The sequence below is a fragment of the Pseudomonas sp. GL_093 genome (assembly GCF_057837605.1).
The window spans coordinates 5,446,374-5,462,664 of record NZ_CM174448.1 but is presented as its reverse complement, the minus strand read 5'-3'; the positions used below and the strand labels follow the sequence as shown (position 1 = coordinate 5,462,664).

Here is a 16,291-nt window from a genome sequence, read left to right as displayed (position 1 = left end):
AAGGGTACGCACGCTCGCACGAATGCCTGCGGACGGCCCTTTGGCGCCAATCCCGTTCTCTCTTCATCCGGACTATGACCGTCGGCCCCGGGATCACACCGGGTCTGCTGACCTTGTCGCCATCACAGCCATTGCCGTGCCTGTCGCCAAGCGCTCGCGGGCTATGCGCATTGCGCGCAATTACCGCCGGTGGGGAGTTGCACCCCGCCCTGAGAACGTTTTGCCGCCAGATTGTTTGGCGGCGAAGCGTTTTTAACACATATTTCTCACCTGTGCATTGCTGCTATCTGATGATTGCTATCGACTTTTTCGTCGGTTCAGGAAGCCTTTTCCTACCCAAGGGTTGATTATTCGTCTGCATGACCGCAGTAATTCCTGACTGAAAGGGATTTTCCCTGCTTACCGAGGCCAGATTCATGAGCGTTATTGATCTTCGCAGCGACACCGTCACCCAACCGACCGCAGGGATGCTCGACGCGATGGCCACAGCAGCCACCGGCGATGACGTTTACGGCGAAGATCCGACGGTTAATCGTCTGGAAGCTGAGCTTGCGAATCAGTTGGGCTTTGCTGCGGCGCTGTTTGTTCCGACGGGCACCATGAGCAATCTGCTGGGCTTGATGGCCCACTGCGAACGCGGTGACGAATACATCGTCGGCCAGCAGGCTCACACCTATAAGTACGAAGGTGGCGGCGCGGCCGTGCTCGGTTCGATCCAGCCTCAACCGCTGGAAGTGCAGGCCGACGGCTCGCTGGACCTGGCGCACGTCGCGGCGGCGATCAAACCGGATGACTTCCACTTCGCCCGCACCCGTTTGCTGGCGCTGGAAAACACCATGCAGGGCAAGGTTTTGCCACTGGAGTATCTGGCGCGGGCTCGTAGCTTTACCCGTGAACATGGGTTGCGGCTGCACCTGGACGGCGCGCGGCTGTACAACGCGGCGGTCAAATTGGGTGTCGATGCCCGGGAAATTACTCAGCACTTTGATTCCGTATCGGTCTGCCTGTCCAAAGGCCTGGGCGCGCCGATCGGTTCGGTGCTGTGCGGCTCGGTCGAATTGATCGCTAAGGCGCGACGCCTGCGCAAGATGGTCGGCGGCGGCATGCGCCAGGCCGGGATCCTGGCGGCGGCAGGTTTGTACGCGCTGGATAACCATGTTCAGCGTCTGGCTGATGACCACGCCAATGCGCAGTTGCTGGCCGAAGGCTTGCGAGCCGCGGGTTACGAGGTCGAGCCGGTGCAGACCAACATGGTTTACGTGCAGATGGGCGACAAGGCCGAGGCCATCAAGGCGTTTGCCGCCGAGCGCGGGATCAAGCTCAGCGCTGCCGGCCGTCTGCGCATGGTCACGCACATGGACGTCAGCCGCGCTCAAATCGAGCAGGTCGTCGCGACATTCGTCGAGTTTTCGCGCAACTGATAGCGTTAGCGGTCCAATTGACCGTTTCTATCGTATAAACACGCTGTACCCCGCGCGCAGGGCCGATATAATGCGGCCCTTTGCCGTCGCTTCGTCTGTTGACGTTTCGCACAGGCCTTTGGCCGCAGCCTCCGTGGAAGAACATAATGAAAAGCGCAGAAATCCGTGAAGCCTTCCTTCGCTTCTTCGAAGAGCAAGGCCACACCCGTGTAGCCTCCAGCTCTTTGATTCCGGGCAACGACCCAACCCTGCTGTTCACTAACGCGGGGATGAACCAGTTCAAAGACTGTTTCCTGGGCCAGGAAAAGCGCGCGTACACCCGCGCGGTCAGCAGCCAGAAATGCGTGCGTGCTGGCGGCAAGCACAACGACCTGGAAAACGTCGGTTATACCGCCCGTCACCACACATTCTTCGAAATGCTGGGTAACTTCAGCTTCGGTGATTACTTCAAGCGCGACGCGATCACCTACGCCTGGAACTTCCTGACGTCCGACAAGTGGCTGAACCTGCCGAAAGAAAAGCTCTGGGTCACCGTCTACGCCAGCGATGACGAGGCCTACGACATCTGGACCAAGGAAATCGGCGTTCCGGCCGAGCGCATGGTTCGTATCGGCGACAACAAAGGCGCGCCGTACGCGTCCGACAACTTCTGGACCATGGGCGATACCGGCCCGTGCGGTCCTTGCACCGAGATTTTCTACGATCACGGCGCCGACATCTGGGGCGGCCCTCCGGGTTCGCCGGAAGAAGACGGTGACCGTTACATTGAAATCTGGAACAACGTGTTCATGCAGTTCAACCGCACCGCCGATGGCGTGTTGCACCCGCTGCCAGCGCCGTCGGTCGATACCGGCATGGGCCTGGAGCGGATCAGTGCCGTGCTGCAGCACGTTCACTCGAACTATGAAATCGACCTGTTCCAGAGCCTGCTGAGCGCATCGGCCAAGGCCATCGGCTGCACCAACGACGCTCAGGCTTCGCTGAAAGTCGTGGCTGACCACATCCGTTCCTGCGGCTTCCTGATTGCCGACGGCGTGCTGCCGTCCAACGAAGGTCGCGGTTACGTGCTGCGCCGGATCATTCGTCGCGCCTGCCGTCACGGCAACAAGCTGGGCGCTAAGGGCAGCTTCTTCTACCAGATCGTTGCGGCACTGGTCGCCGAGATGGGCGAAGCCTTCCCTGAGCTGAAATCCCAGCAAGCGCACATCGAGCGCGTACTGAAAGCTGAAGAAGAGCAGTTCGCCAAGACCCTCGAGCAGGGCCTGAAAATCCTCGAGCAGGATCTGGCGGAACTCAAAGGCGACGTGGTGCCGGGCGACGTAGTGTTCAAACTCTACGACACCTACGGTTTCCCGATGGACCTGACCGGCGACATCGCTCGCGAACGCAGCCTGACCATCGACGAAGAAGGCTTTGAGCGCGAAATGGAAGCCCAGCGCGTCCGTGCCCGTTCCGCCAGCTCCTTCGGCATGGACTACAACAGCCTGGTCAAGGTTGATGTGGCCACCGAATTCACCGGCTATGAAGCGACTAAAGGTTCGGCGAAAGTCGTTGGTCTCTATAAAGATGGCCAGTCGGTCGACGTGCTCAGTGAAGGCGAAGAGGGCGTGGTTGTACTGAACCAGACGCCGTTCTACGCTGAATCCGGTGGTCAGATTGGCGACTGCGGTTTCCTTCAGGTCGGCAACGCACGCTTTGACGTGCGCGATACCACCAAAACCGGTGGCGCCTTCTTGCACCACGGCGTGCTGGCGTCGGGCAGCCTGACCATCGGCGCGCCGGTAGAAACGCATGTTGATGCTGAAGTGCGTCACGCGACTTCGCTGAACCACTCGGCAACTCACTTGCTGCACGCCGCATTGCGCCAGGTGCTGGGCGACCACGTTCAGCAGAAAGGCTCGTTGGTCGACAGTCAGCGCCTGCGCTTTGACTTCAGCCACTTCGAAGCCATCAAGCCTGAGCAGTTGAAGGCGCTGGAAGACATCGTCAACGCCGAGATTCGCAAGAACTCCGAAGTTGAAACCGAAGAAACCGATATCGAAACCGCCAAGCAGAAGGGCGCCATGGCGCTGTTCGGCGAAAAATACGGCGACAGCGTGCGTGTACTGAGCATGGGCGGTGATTTCTCCGTCGAACTGTGCGGCGGTATCCACGCCAACCGTACCGGCGACATCGGCCTGCTGAAGATTATCAGCGAAGGCGGTGTGGCTTCCGGCGTGCGTCGTATCGAAGCGGTCACCGGTGCCGCGGCGCTGGCATACTTGAACGCTGCTGAAGAACAACTCAAGGAAGCGGCCAACCTGGTCAAGGGTAGCCGCGACAACCTGATCGACAAGCTGTCGGCTGTGCTGGAGCGCAACCGTCTGCTGGAGAAGCAACTCGAGCAGTTGCAGGCCAAGGCTGCCAGCGCGGCGGGCGACGATCTGTCGGCTTCTGCCCTGGATGTCAAAGGCGTGAAGGTGCTGGCTGTGCGTCTGGACGGTCAGGACGGCAAGGCGCTGCTGGCGCTGGTCGATCAACTGAAAAACAAACTCGGCCGCGCAGTGATCCTGCTCGGCAGTGTCCATGAGGAAAAGGTCGTTCTGGTTGCAGGCGTAACCAAAGACCTGACTGGCCAACTCAAAGCCGGTGATTTGATGAAGCAAGCCGCTGCGGCAGTGGGCGGGAAGGGCGGTGGTCGTCCAGACATGGCGCAAGGCGGTGGTACTGACGCTGGCGCACTGGATGCGGCATTGGCCCTGACTGTTCCATTTGTAGAGCAGGGTTTATAAGGCAGTGTGTCCGGCCCGCAGTCTAGTGGCGGGCCGGAACGCTGTTTGAGTGATTATTTGGGCGCCCTTCATGGGCAGAGGCGGCTTTGAAATGGCTTTGATCGTACAGAAATTTGGAGGCACCTCGGTCGGCACTGTCGAGAGAATCGAGCAGGTCGCCGACAAGGTTAAGAAATTCCGCGAAGCCGGCGATGACCTGGTGGTTGTGCTGTCTGCAATGAGCGGCGAAACCAACCGTCTGATCGATCTGGCCAAGAAAATCAGTGGCGACGGTCAGCCAGTTCCTCGTGAACTGGACGTGATCGTCTCCACCGGTGAGCAGGTGACGATTGCACTGTTGGCCATGGCGCTGATCAAGCGTGGCGTGCCAGCGGTGTCCTACACCGGCAACCAGGTGCGGATTCTGACGGACAGTGCGCACAATAAAGCGCGTATCTTGCAGATTGATGACCAGAAGATTCGTGGCGACCTGAAGGCCGGTCGTGTGGTTGTTGTCGCCGGCTTCCAGGGCGTCGACGAGCACGGCAACATCACCACCCTCGGTCGTGGCGGTTCCGATACCACCGGCGTGGCGCTGGCAGCAGCCCTGAAGGCTGATGAATGCCAGATCTACACCGATGTCGACGGCGTCTACACCACCGACCCGCGTGTGGTGTCCGTGGCTCAGCGCCTGGACAAGATTACCTTCGAAGAGATGCTGGAAATGGCCAGCCTCGGTTCCAAGGTGTTGCAGATCCGTGCGGTGGAATTCGCCGGCAAGTACAACGTTCCGCTGCGCGTACTGCACAGCTTCAAGGAGGGTCCGGGCACCCTCATTACTATTGATGAAGAGGAAACCATGGAACAGCCGATCATTTCCGGCATCGCTTTCAACCGCGATGAAGCCAAGCTGACCATCCGTGGCGTGCCAGACACCCCGGGCGTTGCATTCAAGATTCTCGGCCCTATCAGCGCCGCGAACATCGAAGTCGACATGATCGTGCAGAACGTTGCGCACGATAACACCACCGACTTCACCTTCACCGTGCATCGCAATGACTTCCAGGCCGCGCAAACCGTGCTGGAAAACACCGCTCGCGAGATCGGTGCCCGTGAAGTCGTTGGCGACATCAAGATTGCCAAGGTGTCGATCGTCGGTGTCGGCATGCGCTCCCACGCAGGCGTGGCCAGCCGCATGTTCGAATCGTTGGCGAAAGAAAGCATCAACATCCAGATGATCTCGACTTCGGAAATCAAAGTCTCCGTAGTGATCGAAGAGAAGTACCTGGAACTGGCTGTGCGCGCTCTGCACACGGCTTTCGAACTGGACGCACCGGTCCGTCAGGGCGAGTGATGCGTTTGCCGAAGGGCGCGGTCTGACCGCGCCCTTTTGTTTTTTTGAATGGTGCGACCCGAAGCTGTTCTTTTGCTCGCGCTAGTCAATACTCAGGCATGTAGGGCTGCGATCGCTCCGGTTGTAGGTCGAGTGCCTTTTTTTTGCAGACTGTTGTCCCTGAAATGAAATGCGTGAGGAGAAAGGTATGCTGATTCTGACTCGTCGGTGCGCAGAAAGCCTGATTATTGGTGATGGCGAAATCACCGTGACCGTGCTCGGCGTCAAAGGAAATCAAGTGCGTATCGGTGTCAACGCCCCGAAAGAGGTTGCGGTCCACCGTGAGGAAATTTACCTGCGTATAAAGAAAGAGAAGGACGAAGAACCAAGCCATTAATTTTTATCGTTTTTTATGTTTGCAAACGGGGAAGAAGCTGGTTAATATACGCCCCGTGTTGCGGAGAGCTGGCCGAGTGGCCGAAGGCGCTCCCCTGCTAAGGGAGTACACCTCAAAAGGGTGTCGGGGGTTCGAATCCCCCGTTCTCCGCCATTATTTGCGTAGTACGTTGTAATCTGGCTTCTTCGGTAAGTTGTTGAAATTACTAGAAAAAGTGTTTGACATAGAGATTAGACGGCCTATAATGCGCGGCAACAAATGCACTCGTAGCTCAGCTGGATAGAGTACTCGGCTACGAACCGAGCGGTCACAGGTTCGAATCCTGTCGAGTGCACCATTTAAGAGTCATCTGCAGTAATGTGAATGACTTGGCTTCAACCAGTTGTGATCTGGTATAAAAACACAAATGCACTCGTAGCTCAGCTGGATAGAGTACTCGGCTACGAACCGAGCGGTCACAGGTTCGAATCCTGTCGAGTGCACCAAACAACAAAAAGCCCGCGTTTAACGCGGGCTTTTTGCCGTCTGGGATTTGGCTTTTCCTTTGGTGCATCCTCTCTCATCGAATTCAACGTGTGCGCTACGACCTCGCTTGGTGTCGTAACGGTAGCTCGTGGCCGAATTGCGAATATTGATCTTGTCTGGCTTGCCAAGGGCGCTCTCGACATCGTGCTGACTCATGCCGGCAACAACTCGCTGATTGATGATTGCTTCTCGGCGTTCTTTGGCGCTGATCAGGTTTCCACATTTGTCCTCGGTCTTGCCGACGACAGTCGGATCTCTCCTTTTGATTTTCATACCTGATGTTTCGCGATTCTCGGCTTCTGGCATGAGAGCGGTCGTGCTGCCTGGTGTGAAAGTGCGTACATCCTGAAGCGAAAGGCTGTCTCCGGCCGCACAACTCAACGTAGTGAAGGTAGTGCGCCCATCGGCCGCCTCACAGCGGTGAACGGTCGTCGCAAGCGCCCAGGGCGACGGGCAGAGCAGGGTGATCAACAAAAAACAATGTGCATTCGATGGCATCAAACGTCCTCCATGACGGTCCATCTGAAGGGTAGTCGTTACATTTTTCGGCTGTGGTGTGTTTTCTTTTCAGGATGAGTCGTCGCAGTTTCATGGATCAGGGCGGTGCTCAGGTTTGTCTTGCAAGCGCTTGTTTCAGCCACGATTTTTTAACGTTTAAAACCGTCGGGCGGTGTATCATTGCGCCCGTCAGCCCCGCCGGGGCTTGTGGAATACCTCCATGGACTTACCCAGTAGTTACTCAGTACCCCGTTTTTCCAATCATGAATTGACTGATTGATCCTTCCGGCGTGCCCCGCTGCTGGGAGTGGAGTTCGCCTATGTCTGAAGTTGAAGTAAAGAAAACGCAGGAAAGCTTGCAGGACCGCCTCGCTCAAGTTGTTGAGCTGCTGCAACGTCAGCGGGTGGTCGAAGACCTGACTCACCGCCAGGAAGGTCCGCATCACGACCGGGTCGAGAACCTGGTTCACCGGCAAAACCTCGTCGAGTTGCAACGCAAGCTCGATGATCTGCACTCCGCCGACGTCGCCTACATCCTTGAAGCCTTGCCGCTGGGCGATCGTCTGACGCTCTGGCAATTGGTCAAGGCCGATCGCGACGGCGACATTCTGCTCGAAGTATCCGATTCGGTTCGTGAAACGCTGATCGCCGACATGGACGATCACGAGCTCTTGGCTGCAGCCAAGGACATGGACGCCGACGAACTTGCTGACCTGGCCTCCGAGCTGCCGCGAGACGTCGTCCACGAGCTGATGGAAACCCTCGACGGTCAACAGCGTGAGCGCGTCCGCTCTGCGTTGTCCTACGACGAGGAGCAGGTCGGTGCGCTGATGGACTTCGAGATGGTGACGATCCGTGAGGACGTCAGTCTCGAAGTGGTTTTGCGTTACCTGCGGCGCCTCAAGGAGTTGCCTAGCCACACGGACAAACTGTTCGTGGTCGATTACGACGGCGTGCTCAAGGGTGTGTTGCCGATCAAGCGTTTGCTGGTCAACGACCCGGAAAAACAGGTTTCGGAAGTCATGGCCAGCGACCCGGTGAGTTTTCATCCGGATGAAGACGCCTATGACGCTGCTCAGGCGTTCGAACGTTACGACTTGATCTCGGCGCCTGTGGTCGATAAGAACGGCAAGCTGATCGGCCGTCTGACCATCGATGAAATGGTCGACCTGATTCGTGAAGAGAGCGAAAACGAAGTTCTCAACATGGCGGGTCTGCGTGAAGAGGAAGATATTTTTGCGTCAGTCTGGAAATCCCTGCGTAACCGTTGGGCCTGGCTGGCAGTTAACCTGATCACCGCATTCATCGCATCCCGGGTGATTGGTCTTTTCGAAGGCTCCATCGAGAAATTGGTGGCGTTGGCGGCACTGATGCCAATCGTGGCGGGTATCGGTGGTAACTCGGGTAACCAGACGATCACCATGATCGTTCGGGCCATGGCGCTGGATCAGGTCAGCACCGGCAATACTTCGCGCCTGATGCGCAAGGAGTTGGCGGTAGGTCTGATCAATGGCCTGGTCTGGGGTGGTGTGATCGGTGTCGTCGCCTATCTGCTGTACGGCAGTTGGTCTCTGGGGGTGGTGATGACCGCGGCCATGACGCTCAACCTGTTGCTGGCGGCATTGGCGGGGGTGTTGATTCCCATGACCCTGGCGCGGCTTGGGCGCGATCCTGCGATGGGCGCCAGCGTGATGATCACCGCCATGACGGACAGCGGCGGGTTCTTCATCTTTCTTGGGCTGGCAACGATCTTCCTGCTCTGACTTATCGACATTAAAAACCCGCCAATCAATCGGCGGGTTTTTTTATGCCCGAATTTCAGGCAAAAAAAAGCCAGCGATTAAGCTGGCTTGAACTTTCGGATGAAATCAGGAAGCGTCTGCGGCCATTTCGGCATCATGCGCAATCAGCGAAACAAGAGCGTTCTGCTGACGGTGGGAGAGTTGGCGGAAGCGTTGCAGTAGTTCGCGTTCGTGTAATGACAGCTCCGGGCTGTCCAGGCGCATGCTCAATTCTTCGCCCAGCGCGCCTTCCTGAATAAGGCTCTGCTCGAGGCGCGCGATGATTTCGGAGTTCATGCTGCGATGATGATTGCGAGCCACCTCGGCAATGCGTTCACGCATTCCGTCTGGCAGACGTACGACGAACTTGTCAGCCGTACGGCTGGAATAAATTGCCTGTTTCAATGGGCGCATATATTTAACCGGTTAGTTCAGGGGAGCGGTTCTCGGGATTGGCCGCAGGATGTCTGATAGGACAAGCGGTCTGGCCAAATGTTCAACCTGAATTGATAGAGGCTCGCATCATGCCTCAAAGCAGCCAGTTCATTGGCGTCAATTCTGTGACAAATATTGAACTGGATAAAGGCGTTATGCCAGCACCAATTATCAGAAATGCGGACTGGTTTGAAAAGCTTGTCCTGGTCCGTATTGCTGACCGCCTCCTCTTGCCCGGCAGGTGATGCCCTGGGACGCCTGGAGGCGCATGCTGTGCAGATTCGATCAGTGTTCCTTACTTGTACAGGATAGTGGCAATTGGCCGATTTACTAGGGGAAGACGTGCAGTGCGAGGTGATTTCAAGATGGATGGCAGGCTGATTTACTTGATGGGGCCTTCTGGGTCCGGCAAGGACAGCCTCATCGAAGCCGCTCGAGAGCCGTTGCAGACGCTCAATTGCGAAGTGGTGCGTCGGGTCATCACGCGTTCGGCCGAATCAGTGGGCGAAGATGCGATTGGCGTTTCGCGGGAAGAGTTCGAGCAACACAGAGTCCAGGGCGATTTCGCGCTGTGCTGGAACGCCAATGGCCTGGATTACGGTATTCCGATCGAAATAGATCAATGGCTCAATGACGGTCGGCATGTCTTGGTCAACGGTTCTCGCGGCCATCTGGCTGAAGCGCTGCACAGGTATCCAGCACTGTTGCCGGTTCTTTTGACGGTCAAGGATGAAGTTCTGCGAGAGCGCCTGCTGCGCCGTGGTCGCGAGAGTTTTACTGAGATTGAAGCGCGGCTGCATCGCAATGGGTTATTCACGGCCGCGGGTTCAATCGGTGACACGCAGATCCATCGACTCGACAATTCAGGCGAACTGTCCACCACAGTTGCCAATTTGCTGGACCTGTTGAGGATTAACGCAGTACCGGATCGAACTTGATCTTGCGCCCGGCAATCAACGCCAGCACAAACAGCGCACCGAACACACCGCTGGCGATCAAAGGCAGGGTGAGGACCGTATCCTGGACCACTGATAGATGAAGAATGCCGCTCAGTAAGGCGAGGATGAAAAACCCTGCGGCTGATTTGGACATGCGGTGCTCCTGATGGGGTGATTCAAAATACCAAACGTTCTGAAGACTGAGCCGGCAGCAGAATGCCCTCCTGGCTCACCTCTTGGCTGACAAAGCTGCGCTGATCGCTCATTACCGCCAGTTGAGGCGCTCTTTGCACCTGAAGGTAATGAGGCATTTGTTGAGCAACCGGATCTACACCGCTCTCGGGGACAAAATGAAAGCCCAGCAGAATCGCCAGAGCGATCGCGATCGAGAGTAAAAGGGCGCTGTTCATGAGGCTGGCCTCCGTTGTTCTTCGAGAACAGCTAAAGCAGCCGGCATGCCAAGAGTCTAACGGTAATTAAATCCTTTAAAAACAATGAATTAAGATATTTCATCGAGGTGCCTGCATTGCATTTTGCAATGATGGCTTTTTGCGGTGATGCAATTTGCACGGTAAACAAAGCCACGCTCCTGCGAGGCGTCTGCCTACACTTAAAAAGCCCAACGGACGACATGACAAAAGCAGGCCTGCCCGTTACCATGCACGCCGTCCATCGCATCGCGCTTCTTCGTGGTCGATCTGTGTCTCAGTAGCTCAATTGGATAGAGCATCCCCCTCCTAAGGGGAAGGTTGGCAGTTCGAACCTGCCCTGGGACACCATATAACTCAAGGCCTCTAGAAATTCATGACCCCTCCGGTAAACCCTCATGGGTACAGCGTGGGTGCAAGCGGATTGCTTCAGGTATAAAAAAGCCTCGCTCAGATAATTATCTGGCGGGGCTTTTTCATAACCGTTCCCTTCTATTAAGGAGAGGTATGGATGCGCTGATGAGTTCGCTCTGGCCACAATTGTGTCTGCCGGGGGCAGTGCTGTTCTATTGGCCATCCTTGAATGGTTGTTCGGGGCCTGGGTAGTGGAACGCCTGAACGTTAGCATCAGGCCTTGGGCGTTTTCATAGTGGCACCCTAGGCTCCTTTATAAGGAAAAGAATTTTGAGACGGGGGTTGACCGCGTATTTTAATCCTGTACTATTCGCCTCCCGCTAACGAGCAGCACGATGTTGCTTTTAGTCTAAGTAATTGATTTGGTTAAAAAATCAGAAACTTTTAAGGTTGCTACTTAGGGATGTGTGCTGTAGAGTACGCTCCTCGGTTGAGACGAAAGATCTTAACCAACCGCTCTTTAACAACTGAATCAAGCAATTCGTGTGGGTGCTTGTGGGGTCAGACTGATAGTCAACAAGATTATCAGCATCACAAGTTACTCCGCGAGAAATCAAAGATGTAACCAACGATTGCTGAGCCAAGTTTAGGGTTTCTTAAAAACCCAAAGATGTTTGAACTGAAGAGTTTGATCATGGCTCAGATTGAACGCTGGCGGCAGGCCTAACACATGCAAGTCGAGCGGCAGCACGGGTACTTGTACCTGGTGGCGAGCGGCGGACGGGTGAGTAATGCCTAGGAATCTGCCTGGTAGTGGGGGATAACGCTCGGAAACGGACGCTAATACCGCATACGTCCTACGGGAGAAAGCAGGGGACCTTCGGGCCTTGCGCTATCAGATGAGCCTAGGTCGGATTAGCTAGTTGGTGAGGTAATGGCTCACCAAGGCGACGATCCGTAACTGGTCTGAGAGGATGATCAGTCACACTGGAACTGAGACACGGTCCAGACTCCTACGGGAGGCAGCAGTGGGGAATATTGGACAATGGGCGAAAGCCTGATCCAGCCATGCCGCGTGTGTGAAGAAGGTCTTCGGATTGTAAAGCACTTTAAGTTGGGAGGAAGGGCATTAACCTAATACGTTGGTGTCTTGACGTTACCGACAGAATAAGCACCGGCTAACTCTGTGCCAGCAGCCGCGGTAATACAGAGGGTGCAAGCGTTAATCGGAATTACTGGGCGTAAAGCGCGCGTAGGTGGTTTGTTAAGTTGGATGTGAAATCCCCGGGCTCAACCTGGGAACTGCATTCAAAACTGACAAGCTAGAGTATGGTAGAGGGTGGTGGAATTTCCTGTGTAGCGGTGAAATGCGTAGATATAGGAAGGAACACCAGTGGCGAAGGCGACCACCTGGACTGATACTGACACTGAGGTGCGAAAGCGTGGGGAGCAAACAGGATTAGATACCCTGGTAGTCCACGCCGTAAACGATGTCAACTAGCCGTTGGGAGCCTTGAGCTCTTAGTGGCGCAGCTAACGCATTAAGTTGACCGCCTGGGGAGTACGGCCGCAAGGTTAAAACTCAAATGAATTGACGGGGGCCCGCACAAGCGGTGGAGCATGTGGTTTAATTCGAAGCAACGCGAAGAACCTTACCAGGCCTTGACATCCAATGAATCTGCTAGAGATAGCGGAGTGCCTTCGGGAACATTGAGACAGGTGCTGCATGGCTGTCGTCAGCTCGTGTCGTGAGATGTTGGGTTAAGTCCCGTAACGAGCGCAACCCTTGTCCTTAGTTACCAGCACGTAATGGTGGGCACTCTAAGGAGACTGCCGGTGACAAACCGGAGGAAGGTGGGGATGACGTCAAGTCATCATGGCCCTTACGGCCTGGGCTACACACGTGCTACAATGGTCGGTACAGAGGGTTGCCAAGCCGCGAGGTGGAGCTAATCCCAGAAAACCGATCGTAGTCCGGATCGCAGTCTGCAACTCGACTGCGTGAAGTCGGAATCGCTAGTAATCGCGAATCAGAATGTCGCGGTGAATACGTTCCCGGGCCTTGTACACACCGCCCGTCACACCATGGGAGTGGGTTGCACCAGAAGTAGCTAGTCTAACCTTCGGGAGGACGGTTACCACGGTGTGATTCATGACTGGGGTGAAGTCGTAACAAGGTAGCCGTAGGGGAACCTGCGGCTGGATCACCTCCTTAATCGACGACATCAGCTGCTCCATAAGTTCCCACACGAATTGCTTGATTCATTGAAGAAGACGATAAGCCAGCCTCCAGGGTGGCTTGTGTCGTTAGAGTTTAGAAATGAGTATTCGAAAATGAATATTGATTTCTAATCTTTGATTAGATCGTTCTTTAAAAATTTGGGTATGTGATAGAAAGATAGACTGAACAACACTTTCACTGGTGTTGGATCAGGCTAAGGTAAAATTTGTGAGTTGCTCTTAATTGAGTATTATCGAATTTTCGGCGAATGTCGTCTTCACAGTATAACCAGATTGCTTGGGGTTATATGGTCAAGTGAAGAAGCGCATACGGTGGATGCCTTGGCAGTCAGAGGCGATGAAAGACGTGGTAGCCTGCGAAAAGCTTCGGGGAGTCGGCAAACAGACTTTGATCCGGAGATGTCTGAATGGGGGAACCCAGCCATCATAAGATGGTTATCTTAAGCTGAATACATAGGCTTAAGAGGCGAACCAGGGGAACTGAAACATCTAAGTACCCTGAGGAAAAGAAATCAACCGAGATTCCCTTAGTAGTGGCGAGCGAACGGGGACTAGCCCTTAAGTGGCTTTGAGATTAGCGGAACGCTCTGGAAAGTGCGGCCATAGTGGGTGATAGCCCTGTACGCGAAAATCTCTTAGTCATGAAATCGAGTAGGACGGAGCACGAGAAACTTTGTCTGAATATGGGGGGACCATCCTCCAAGGCTAAATACTACTGACTGACCGATAGTGAACTAGTACCGTGAGGGAAAGGCGAAAAGAACCCCGGAGAGGGGAGTGAAATAGATCCTGAAACCGTATGCGTACAAGCAGTGGGAGCCCACTTTGTTGGGTGACTGCGTACCTTTTGTATAATGGGTCAGCGACTTATTTTCAGTGGCGAGCTTAACCGAATAGGGGAGGCGTAGCGAAAGCGAGTCTTAATAGGGCGTCTAGTCGCTGGGAATAGACCCGAAACCGGGCGATCTATCCATGGGCAGGTTGAAGGTTGGGTAACACTAACTGGAGGACCGAACCGACTACCGTTGAAAAGTTAGCGGATGACCTGTGGATCGGAGTGAAAGGCTAATCAAGCTCGGAGATAGCTGGTTCTCCTCGAAAGCTATTTAGGTAGCGCCTCATGTATCACTGTAGGGGGTAGAGCACTGTTTCGGCTAGGGGGTCATCCCGACTTACCAAACCGATGCAAACTCCGAATACCTACAAGTGCCGAGCATGGGAGACACACGGCGGGTGCTAACGTCCGTCGTGAAAAGGGAAACAACCCAGACCGTCAGCTAAGGTCCCAAAGTTATGGTTAAGTGGGAAACGATGTGGGAAGGCTTAGACAGCTAGGAGGTTGGCTTAGAAGCAGCCACCCTTTAAAGAAAGCGTAATAGCTCACTAGTCGAGTCGGCCTGCGCGGAAGATGTAACGGGGCTCAAACCATACACCGAAGCTACGGGTATCACTTAGGTGATGCGGTAGAGGAGCGTTCTGTAAGCCTGTGAAGGTGAGTTGAGAAGCTTGCTGGAGGTATCAGAAGTGCGAATGCTGACATGAGTAACGACAATGGGTGTGAAAAACACCCACGCCGAAAGACCAAGGTTTCCTGCGCAACGTTAATCGACGCAGGGTTAGTCGGTCCCTAAGGCGAGGCTGAAAAGCGTAGTCGATGGAAAACAGGTTAATATTCCTGTACTTCTGGTTATTGCGATGGAGGGACGGAGAAGGCTAGGCCAGCTTGGCGTTGGTTGTCCAAGTTTAAGGTGGTAGGCTGGAATCTTAGGTAAATCCGGGATTCTAAGGCCGAGAGCTGATGACGAGTTACCCTTTGGGTGACGAAGTGGTTGATGCCATGCTTCCAAGAAAAGCTTCTAAGCTTCAGGTAACCAGGAACCGTACCCCAAACCGACACAGGTGGTTGGGTAGAGAATACCAAGGCGCTTGAGAGAACTCGGGTGAAGGAACTAGGCAAAATGGCACCGTAACTTCGGGAGAAGGTGCGCCGGTGAGGGTGAAGCATTTACTGCGTAAGCCCATGCCGGTCGAAGATACCAGGCCGCTGCGACTGTTTATTAAAAACACAGCACTCTGCAAACACGAAAGTGGACGTATAGGGTGTGACGCCTGCCCGGTGCCGGAAGGTTAATTGATGGGGTTAGCTAACGCGAAGCTCTTGATCGAAGCCCCGGTAAACGGCGGCCGTAACTATAACGGTCCTAAGGTAGCGAAATTCCTTGTCGGGTAAGTTCCGACCTGCACGAATGGCGTAACGATGGCGGCGCTGTCTCCACCCGAGACTCAGTGAAATTGAAATCGCTGTGAAGATGCAGTGTATCCGCGGCTAGACGGAAAGACCCCGTGAACCTTTACTATAGCTTTGCACTGGACTTTGAATTTGCTTGTGTAGGATAGGTGGGAGGCTTTGAAGCGTGGACGCCAGTTCGCGTGGAGCCAACCTTGAAATACCACCCTGGCAACTTTGAGGTTCTAACTCAGGTCCGTTATCCGGATCGAGGACAGTGTATGGTGGGTAGTTTGACTGGGGCGGTCTCCTCCTAAAGAGTAACGGAGGAGTACGAAGGTGCGCTCAGACCGGTCGGAAATCGGTCGTAGAGTATAAAGGCAAAAGCGCGCTTGACTGCGAGACAGACACGTCGAGCAGGTACGAAAGTAGGTCTTAGTGATCCGGTGGTTCTGTATGGAAGGGCCATCGCTCAACGGATAAAAGGTACTCCGGGGATAACAGGCTGATACCGCCCAAGAGTTCATATCGACGGCGGTGTTTGGCACCTCGATGTCGGCTCATCACATCCTGGGGCTGAAGCCGGTCCCAAGGGTATGGCTGTTCGCCATTTAAAGTGGTACGCGAGCTGGGTTTAGAACGTCGTGAGACAGTTCGGTCCCTATCTGCCGTGGACGTTTGAGATTTGAGAGGGGCTGCTCCTAGTACGAGAGGACCGGAGTGGACGAACCTCTGGTGTTCCGGTTGTCACGCCAGTGGCATTGCCGGGTAGCTATGTTCGGAATAGATAACCGCTGAAAGCATCTAAGCGGGAAACTAGCCTCAAGATGAGATCTCACTGGGACCTTGAGTCCCCTGAAGGGCCGTCGAAGACTACGACGTTGATAGGTTGGGTGTGTAAGCGCTGTGAGGCGTTGAGCTAACCAATACTAATTGCCCGTGAGGCTTGACCATATAACACCC

General features: G+C 55.0%; 11 protein-coding genes, 4 tRNA genes, 2 rRNA genes and 1 riboswitch. Of the genes, 13 read left to right on the top strand and 4 right to left on the bottom strand.

Annotated features, from left to right (window positions below; translation table 11 throughout):
• Nucleotides 1-50 precede the first annotated feature (50 nt).
• A riboswitch (FMN riboswitch) is annotated at nucleotides 51-221 on the bottom strand.
• Nucleotides 222-416: 195 nt separating this feature from the next.
• The 7 genes from ltaE (at nucleotide 417) to AC3IUE_RS25160 (ending at nucleotide 6,386) form a co-directional block, all read left to right on the top strand.
• Complete coding sequence (gene ltaE / locus AC3IUE_RS25190) at nucleotides 417-1,421, top strand: low-specificity L-threonine aldolase (RefSeq protein ID WP_489264104.1); 1,005 nt, start codon at nucleotides 417-419, stop codon at nucleotides 1,419-1,421.
• Between the two features lie 146 nt (nucleotides 1,422-1,567).
• A complete protein-coding gene (alaS, locus tag AC3IUE_RS25185) occupies nucleotides 1,568-4,192 on the top strand; it encodes an alanine--tRNA ligase (RefSeq protein WP_489264103.1) in 2,625 nt (874 codons plus the stop codon).
• A 91-nt stretch (nucleotides 4,193-4,283) separates the two neighbouring features.
• A complete protein-coding gene (locus tag AC3IUE_RS25180) occupies nucleotides 4,284-5,525 on the top strand; it encodes an aspartate kinase (protein ID WP_046045479.1) in 1,242 nt (413 codons plus the stop codon).
• A gap of 187 nt (nucleotides 5,526-5,712) precedes the next feature.
• Nucleotides 5,713-5,901 carry a carbon storage regulator CsrA gene (csrA, locus tag AC3IUE_RS25175; RefSeq protein WP_002554426.1) on the top strand — a complete coding sequence of 63 codons (189 nt, stop codon included), beginning with the start codon at nucleotides 5,713-5,715 and terminating at the stop codon, nucleotides 5,899-5,901.
• 62 nt (nucleotides 5,902-5,963) lie between these two features.
• A tRNA-Ser gene (locus tag AC3IUE_RS25170) sits at nucleotides 5,964-6,054 on the top strand.
• Nucleotides 6,055-6,161: 107 nt separating this feature from the next.
• Nucleotides 6,162-6,238, top strand: a tRNA-Arg gene (locus AC3IUE_RS25165).
• A gap of 71 nt (nucleotides 6,239-6,309) precedes the next feature.
• Nucleotides 6,310-6,386 (top strand) — tRNA-Arg (locus AC3IUE_RS25160).
• 19 nt (nucleotides 6,387-6,405) lie between these two features.
• On the opposite strand, the gene AC3IUE_RS25155 is transcribed toward AC3IUE_RS25160, so the two are convergent.
• Nucleotides 6,406-6,924, bottom strand: a complete 519-nt coding sequence (locus AC3IUE_RS25155) for a cell envelope protein SmpA (protein WP_489264102.1) — start codon at nucleotides 6,922-6,924, stop codon at nucleotides 6,406-6,408.
• A gap of 320 nt (nucleotides 6,925-7,244) precedes the next feature.
• On the opposite strand from AC3IUE_RS25155, the gene mgtE reads away from it, so the two are divergent.
• Nucleotides 7,245-8,687 carry a magnesium transporter gene (gene mgtE, locus AC3IUE_RS25150; protein ID WP_056741416.1) on the top strand — a complete coding sequence of 481 codons (1,443 nt, stop codon included), beginning with the start codon at nucleotides 7,245-7,247 and terminating at the stop codon, nucleotides 8,685-8,687.
• A 105-nt stretch (nucleotides 8,688-8,792) separates the two neighbouring features.
• Here mgtE and AC3IUE_RS25145 read toward each other — a convergent pair whose 3' ends face one another.
• Entirely contained in the window at nucleotides 8,793-9,119 is a 327-nt protein-coding gene (locus AC3IUE_RS25145; RefSeq protein ID WP_003178899.1) for an Arc family DNA-binding protein, read from the bottom strand.
• A gap of 110 nt (nucleotides 9,120-9,229) precedes the next feature.
• Here AC3IUE_RS25145 and AC3IUE_RS25140 point away from each other — a divergent pair, with 110 nt between their 5' ends.
• Together AC3IUE_RS25140 and phnN are read left to right on the top strand one after the other, a co-directional pair.
• Nucleotides 9,230-9,385, top strand: coding sequence for a hypothetical protein (locus AC3IUE_RS25140; RefSeq protein ID WP_489264101.1), 156 nt, complete (start codon nucleotides 9,230-9,232; stop codon nucleotides 9,383-9,385).
• A gap of 120 nt (nucleotides 9,386-9,505) precedes the next feature.
• A complete protein-coding gene (gene phnN, locus AC3IUE_RS25135) occupies nucleotides 9,506-10,078 on the top strand; it encodes a phosphonate metabolism protein/1,5-bisphosphokinase (PRPP-forming) PhnN (protein WP_489264100.1) in 573 nt (190 codons plus the stop codon).
• On the opposite strand, the gene AC3IUE_RS25130 is transcribed toward phnN, so the two are convergent.
• On the bottom strand, nucleotides 10,053-10,232 hold the full coding sequence (locus AC3IUE_RS25130) for a PA3371 family protein (RefSeq protein ID WP_056741414.1): 180 nt from the start codon (nucleotides 10,230-10,232) through the stop codon (nucleotides 10,053-10,055). The genes phnN and AC3IUE_RS25130 overlap by 26 nt on opposite strands.
• 22 nt (nucleotides 10,233-10,254) lie before the next feature.
• Nucleotides 10,255-10,488 carry a hypothetical protein gene (locus tag AC3IUE_RS25125; protein ID WP_461999581.1) on the bottom strand — a complete coding sequence of 78 codons (234 nt, stop codon included), beginning with the start codon at nucleotides 10,486-10,488 and terminating at the stop codon, nucleotides 10,255-10,257.
• A 292-nt stretch (nucleotides 10,489-10,780) separates the two neighbouring features.
• Here AC3IUE_RS25125 and AC3IUE_RS25120 point away from each other — a divergent pair.
• From AC3IUE_RS25120 to AC3IUE_RS25110, 3 genes are all read left to right on the top strand, one after another.
• A tRNA-Arg gene (locus tag AC3IUE_RS25120) sits at nucleotides 10,781-10,857 on the top strand.
• Nucleotides 10,858-11,536: 679 nt separating this feature from the next.
• Nucleotides 11,537-13,075, top strand: a 16S ribosomal RNA gene (locus AC3IUE_RS25115).
• A gap of 315 nt (nucleotides 13,076-13,390) precedes the next feature.
• Nucleotides 13,391-16,282: ribosomal RNA gene (locus tag AC3IUE_RS25110) — 23S ribosomal RNA — on the top strand.
• The 16S and 23S rRNA genes sit together here, the layout of an rRNA operon.
• The last annotated feature ends 9 nt before the right edge of the window (nucleotides 16,283-16,291 follow it).

Excerpts from the sequence above, each read along its gene's own strand:
- AC3IUE_RS25145 (WP_003178899.1), bottom strand. The coding sequence starts at position 9,119 with ATGCGCCCATTGAAACAGGCAATTTATTCCAGCCGTACGGCTGACAAG.
- alaS (WP_489264103.1), top strand. The coding sequence starts at position 1,568 with ATGAAAAGCGCAGAAATCCGTGAAGCCTTCCTTCGCTTCTTCGAAGAG.
- AC3IUE_RS25180 (WP_046045479.1), top strand. The coding sequence starts at position 4,284 with ATGGCTTTGATCGTACAGAAATTTGGAGGCACCTCGGTCGGCACTGTC.
- AC3IUE_RS25130 (WP_056741414.1), bottom strand. The coding sequence starts at position 10,232 with ATGTCCAAATCAGCCGCAGGGTTTTTCATCCTCGCCTTACTGAGCGGC.
- ltaE (WP_489264104.1), top strand. The coding sequence starts at position 417 with ATGAGCGTTATTGATCTTCGCAGCGACACCGTCACCCAACCGACCGCA.
- AC3IUE_RS25125 (WP_461999581.1), bottom strand. The coding sequence starts at position 10,488 with ATGAACAGCGCCCTTTTACTCTCGATCGCGATCGCTCTGGCGATTCTG.
- AC3IUE_RS25140 (WP_489264101.1), top strand. The coding sequence starts at position 9,230 with ATGCCTCAAAGCAGCCAGTTCATTGGCGTCAATTCTGTGACAAATATT.
- phnN (WP_489264100.1), top strand. The coding sequence starts at position 9,506 with ATGGATGGCAGGCTGATTTACTTGATGGGGCCTTCTGGGTCCGGCAAG.
- AC3IUE_RS25155 (WP_489264102.1), bottom strand. The coding sequence starts at position 6,924 with ATGCCATCGAATGCACATTGTTTTTTGTTGATCACCCTGCTCTGCCCG.
- mgtE (WP_056741416.1), top strand. The coding sequence starts at position 7,245 with ATGTCTGAAGTTGAAGTAAAGAAAACGCAGGAAAGCTTGCAGGACCGC.
- csrA (WP_002554426.1), top strand. The coding sequence starts at position 5,713 with ATGCTGATTCTGACTCGTCGGTGCGCAGAAAGCCTGATTATTGGTGAT.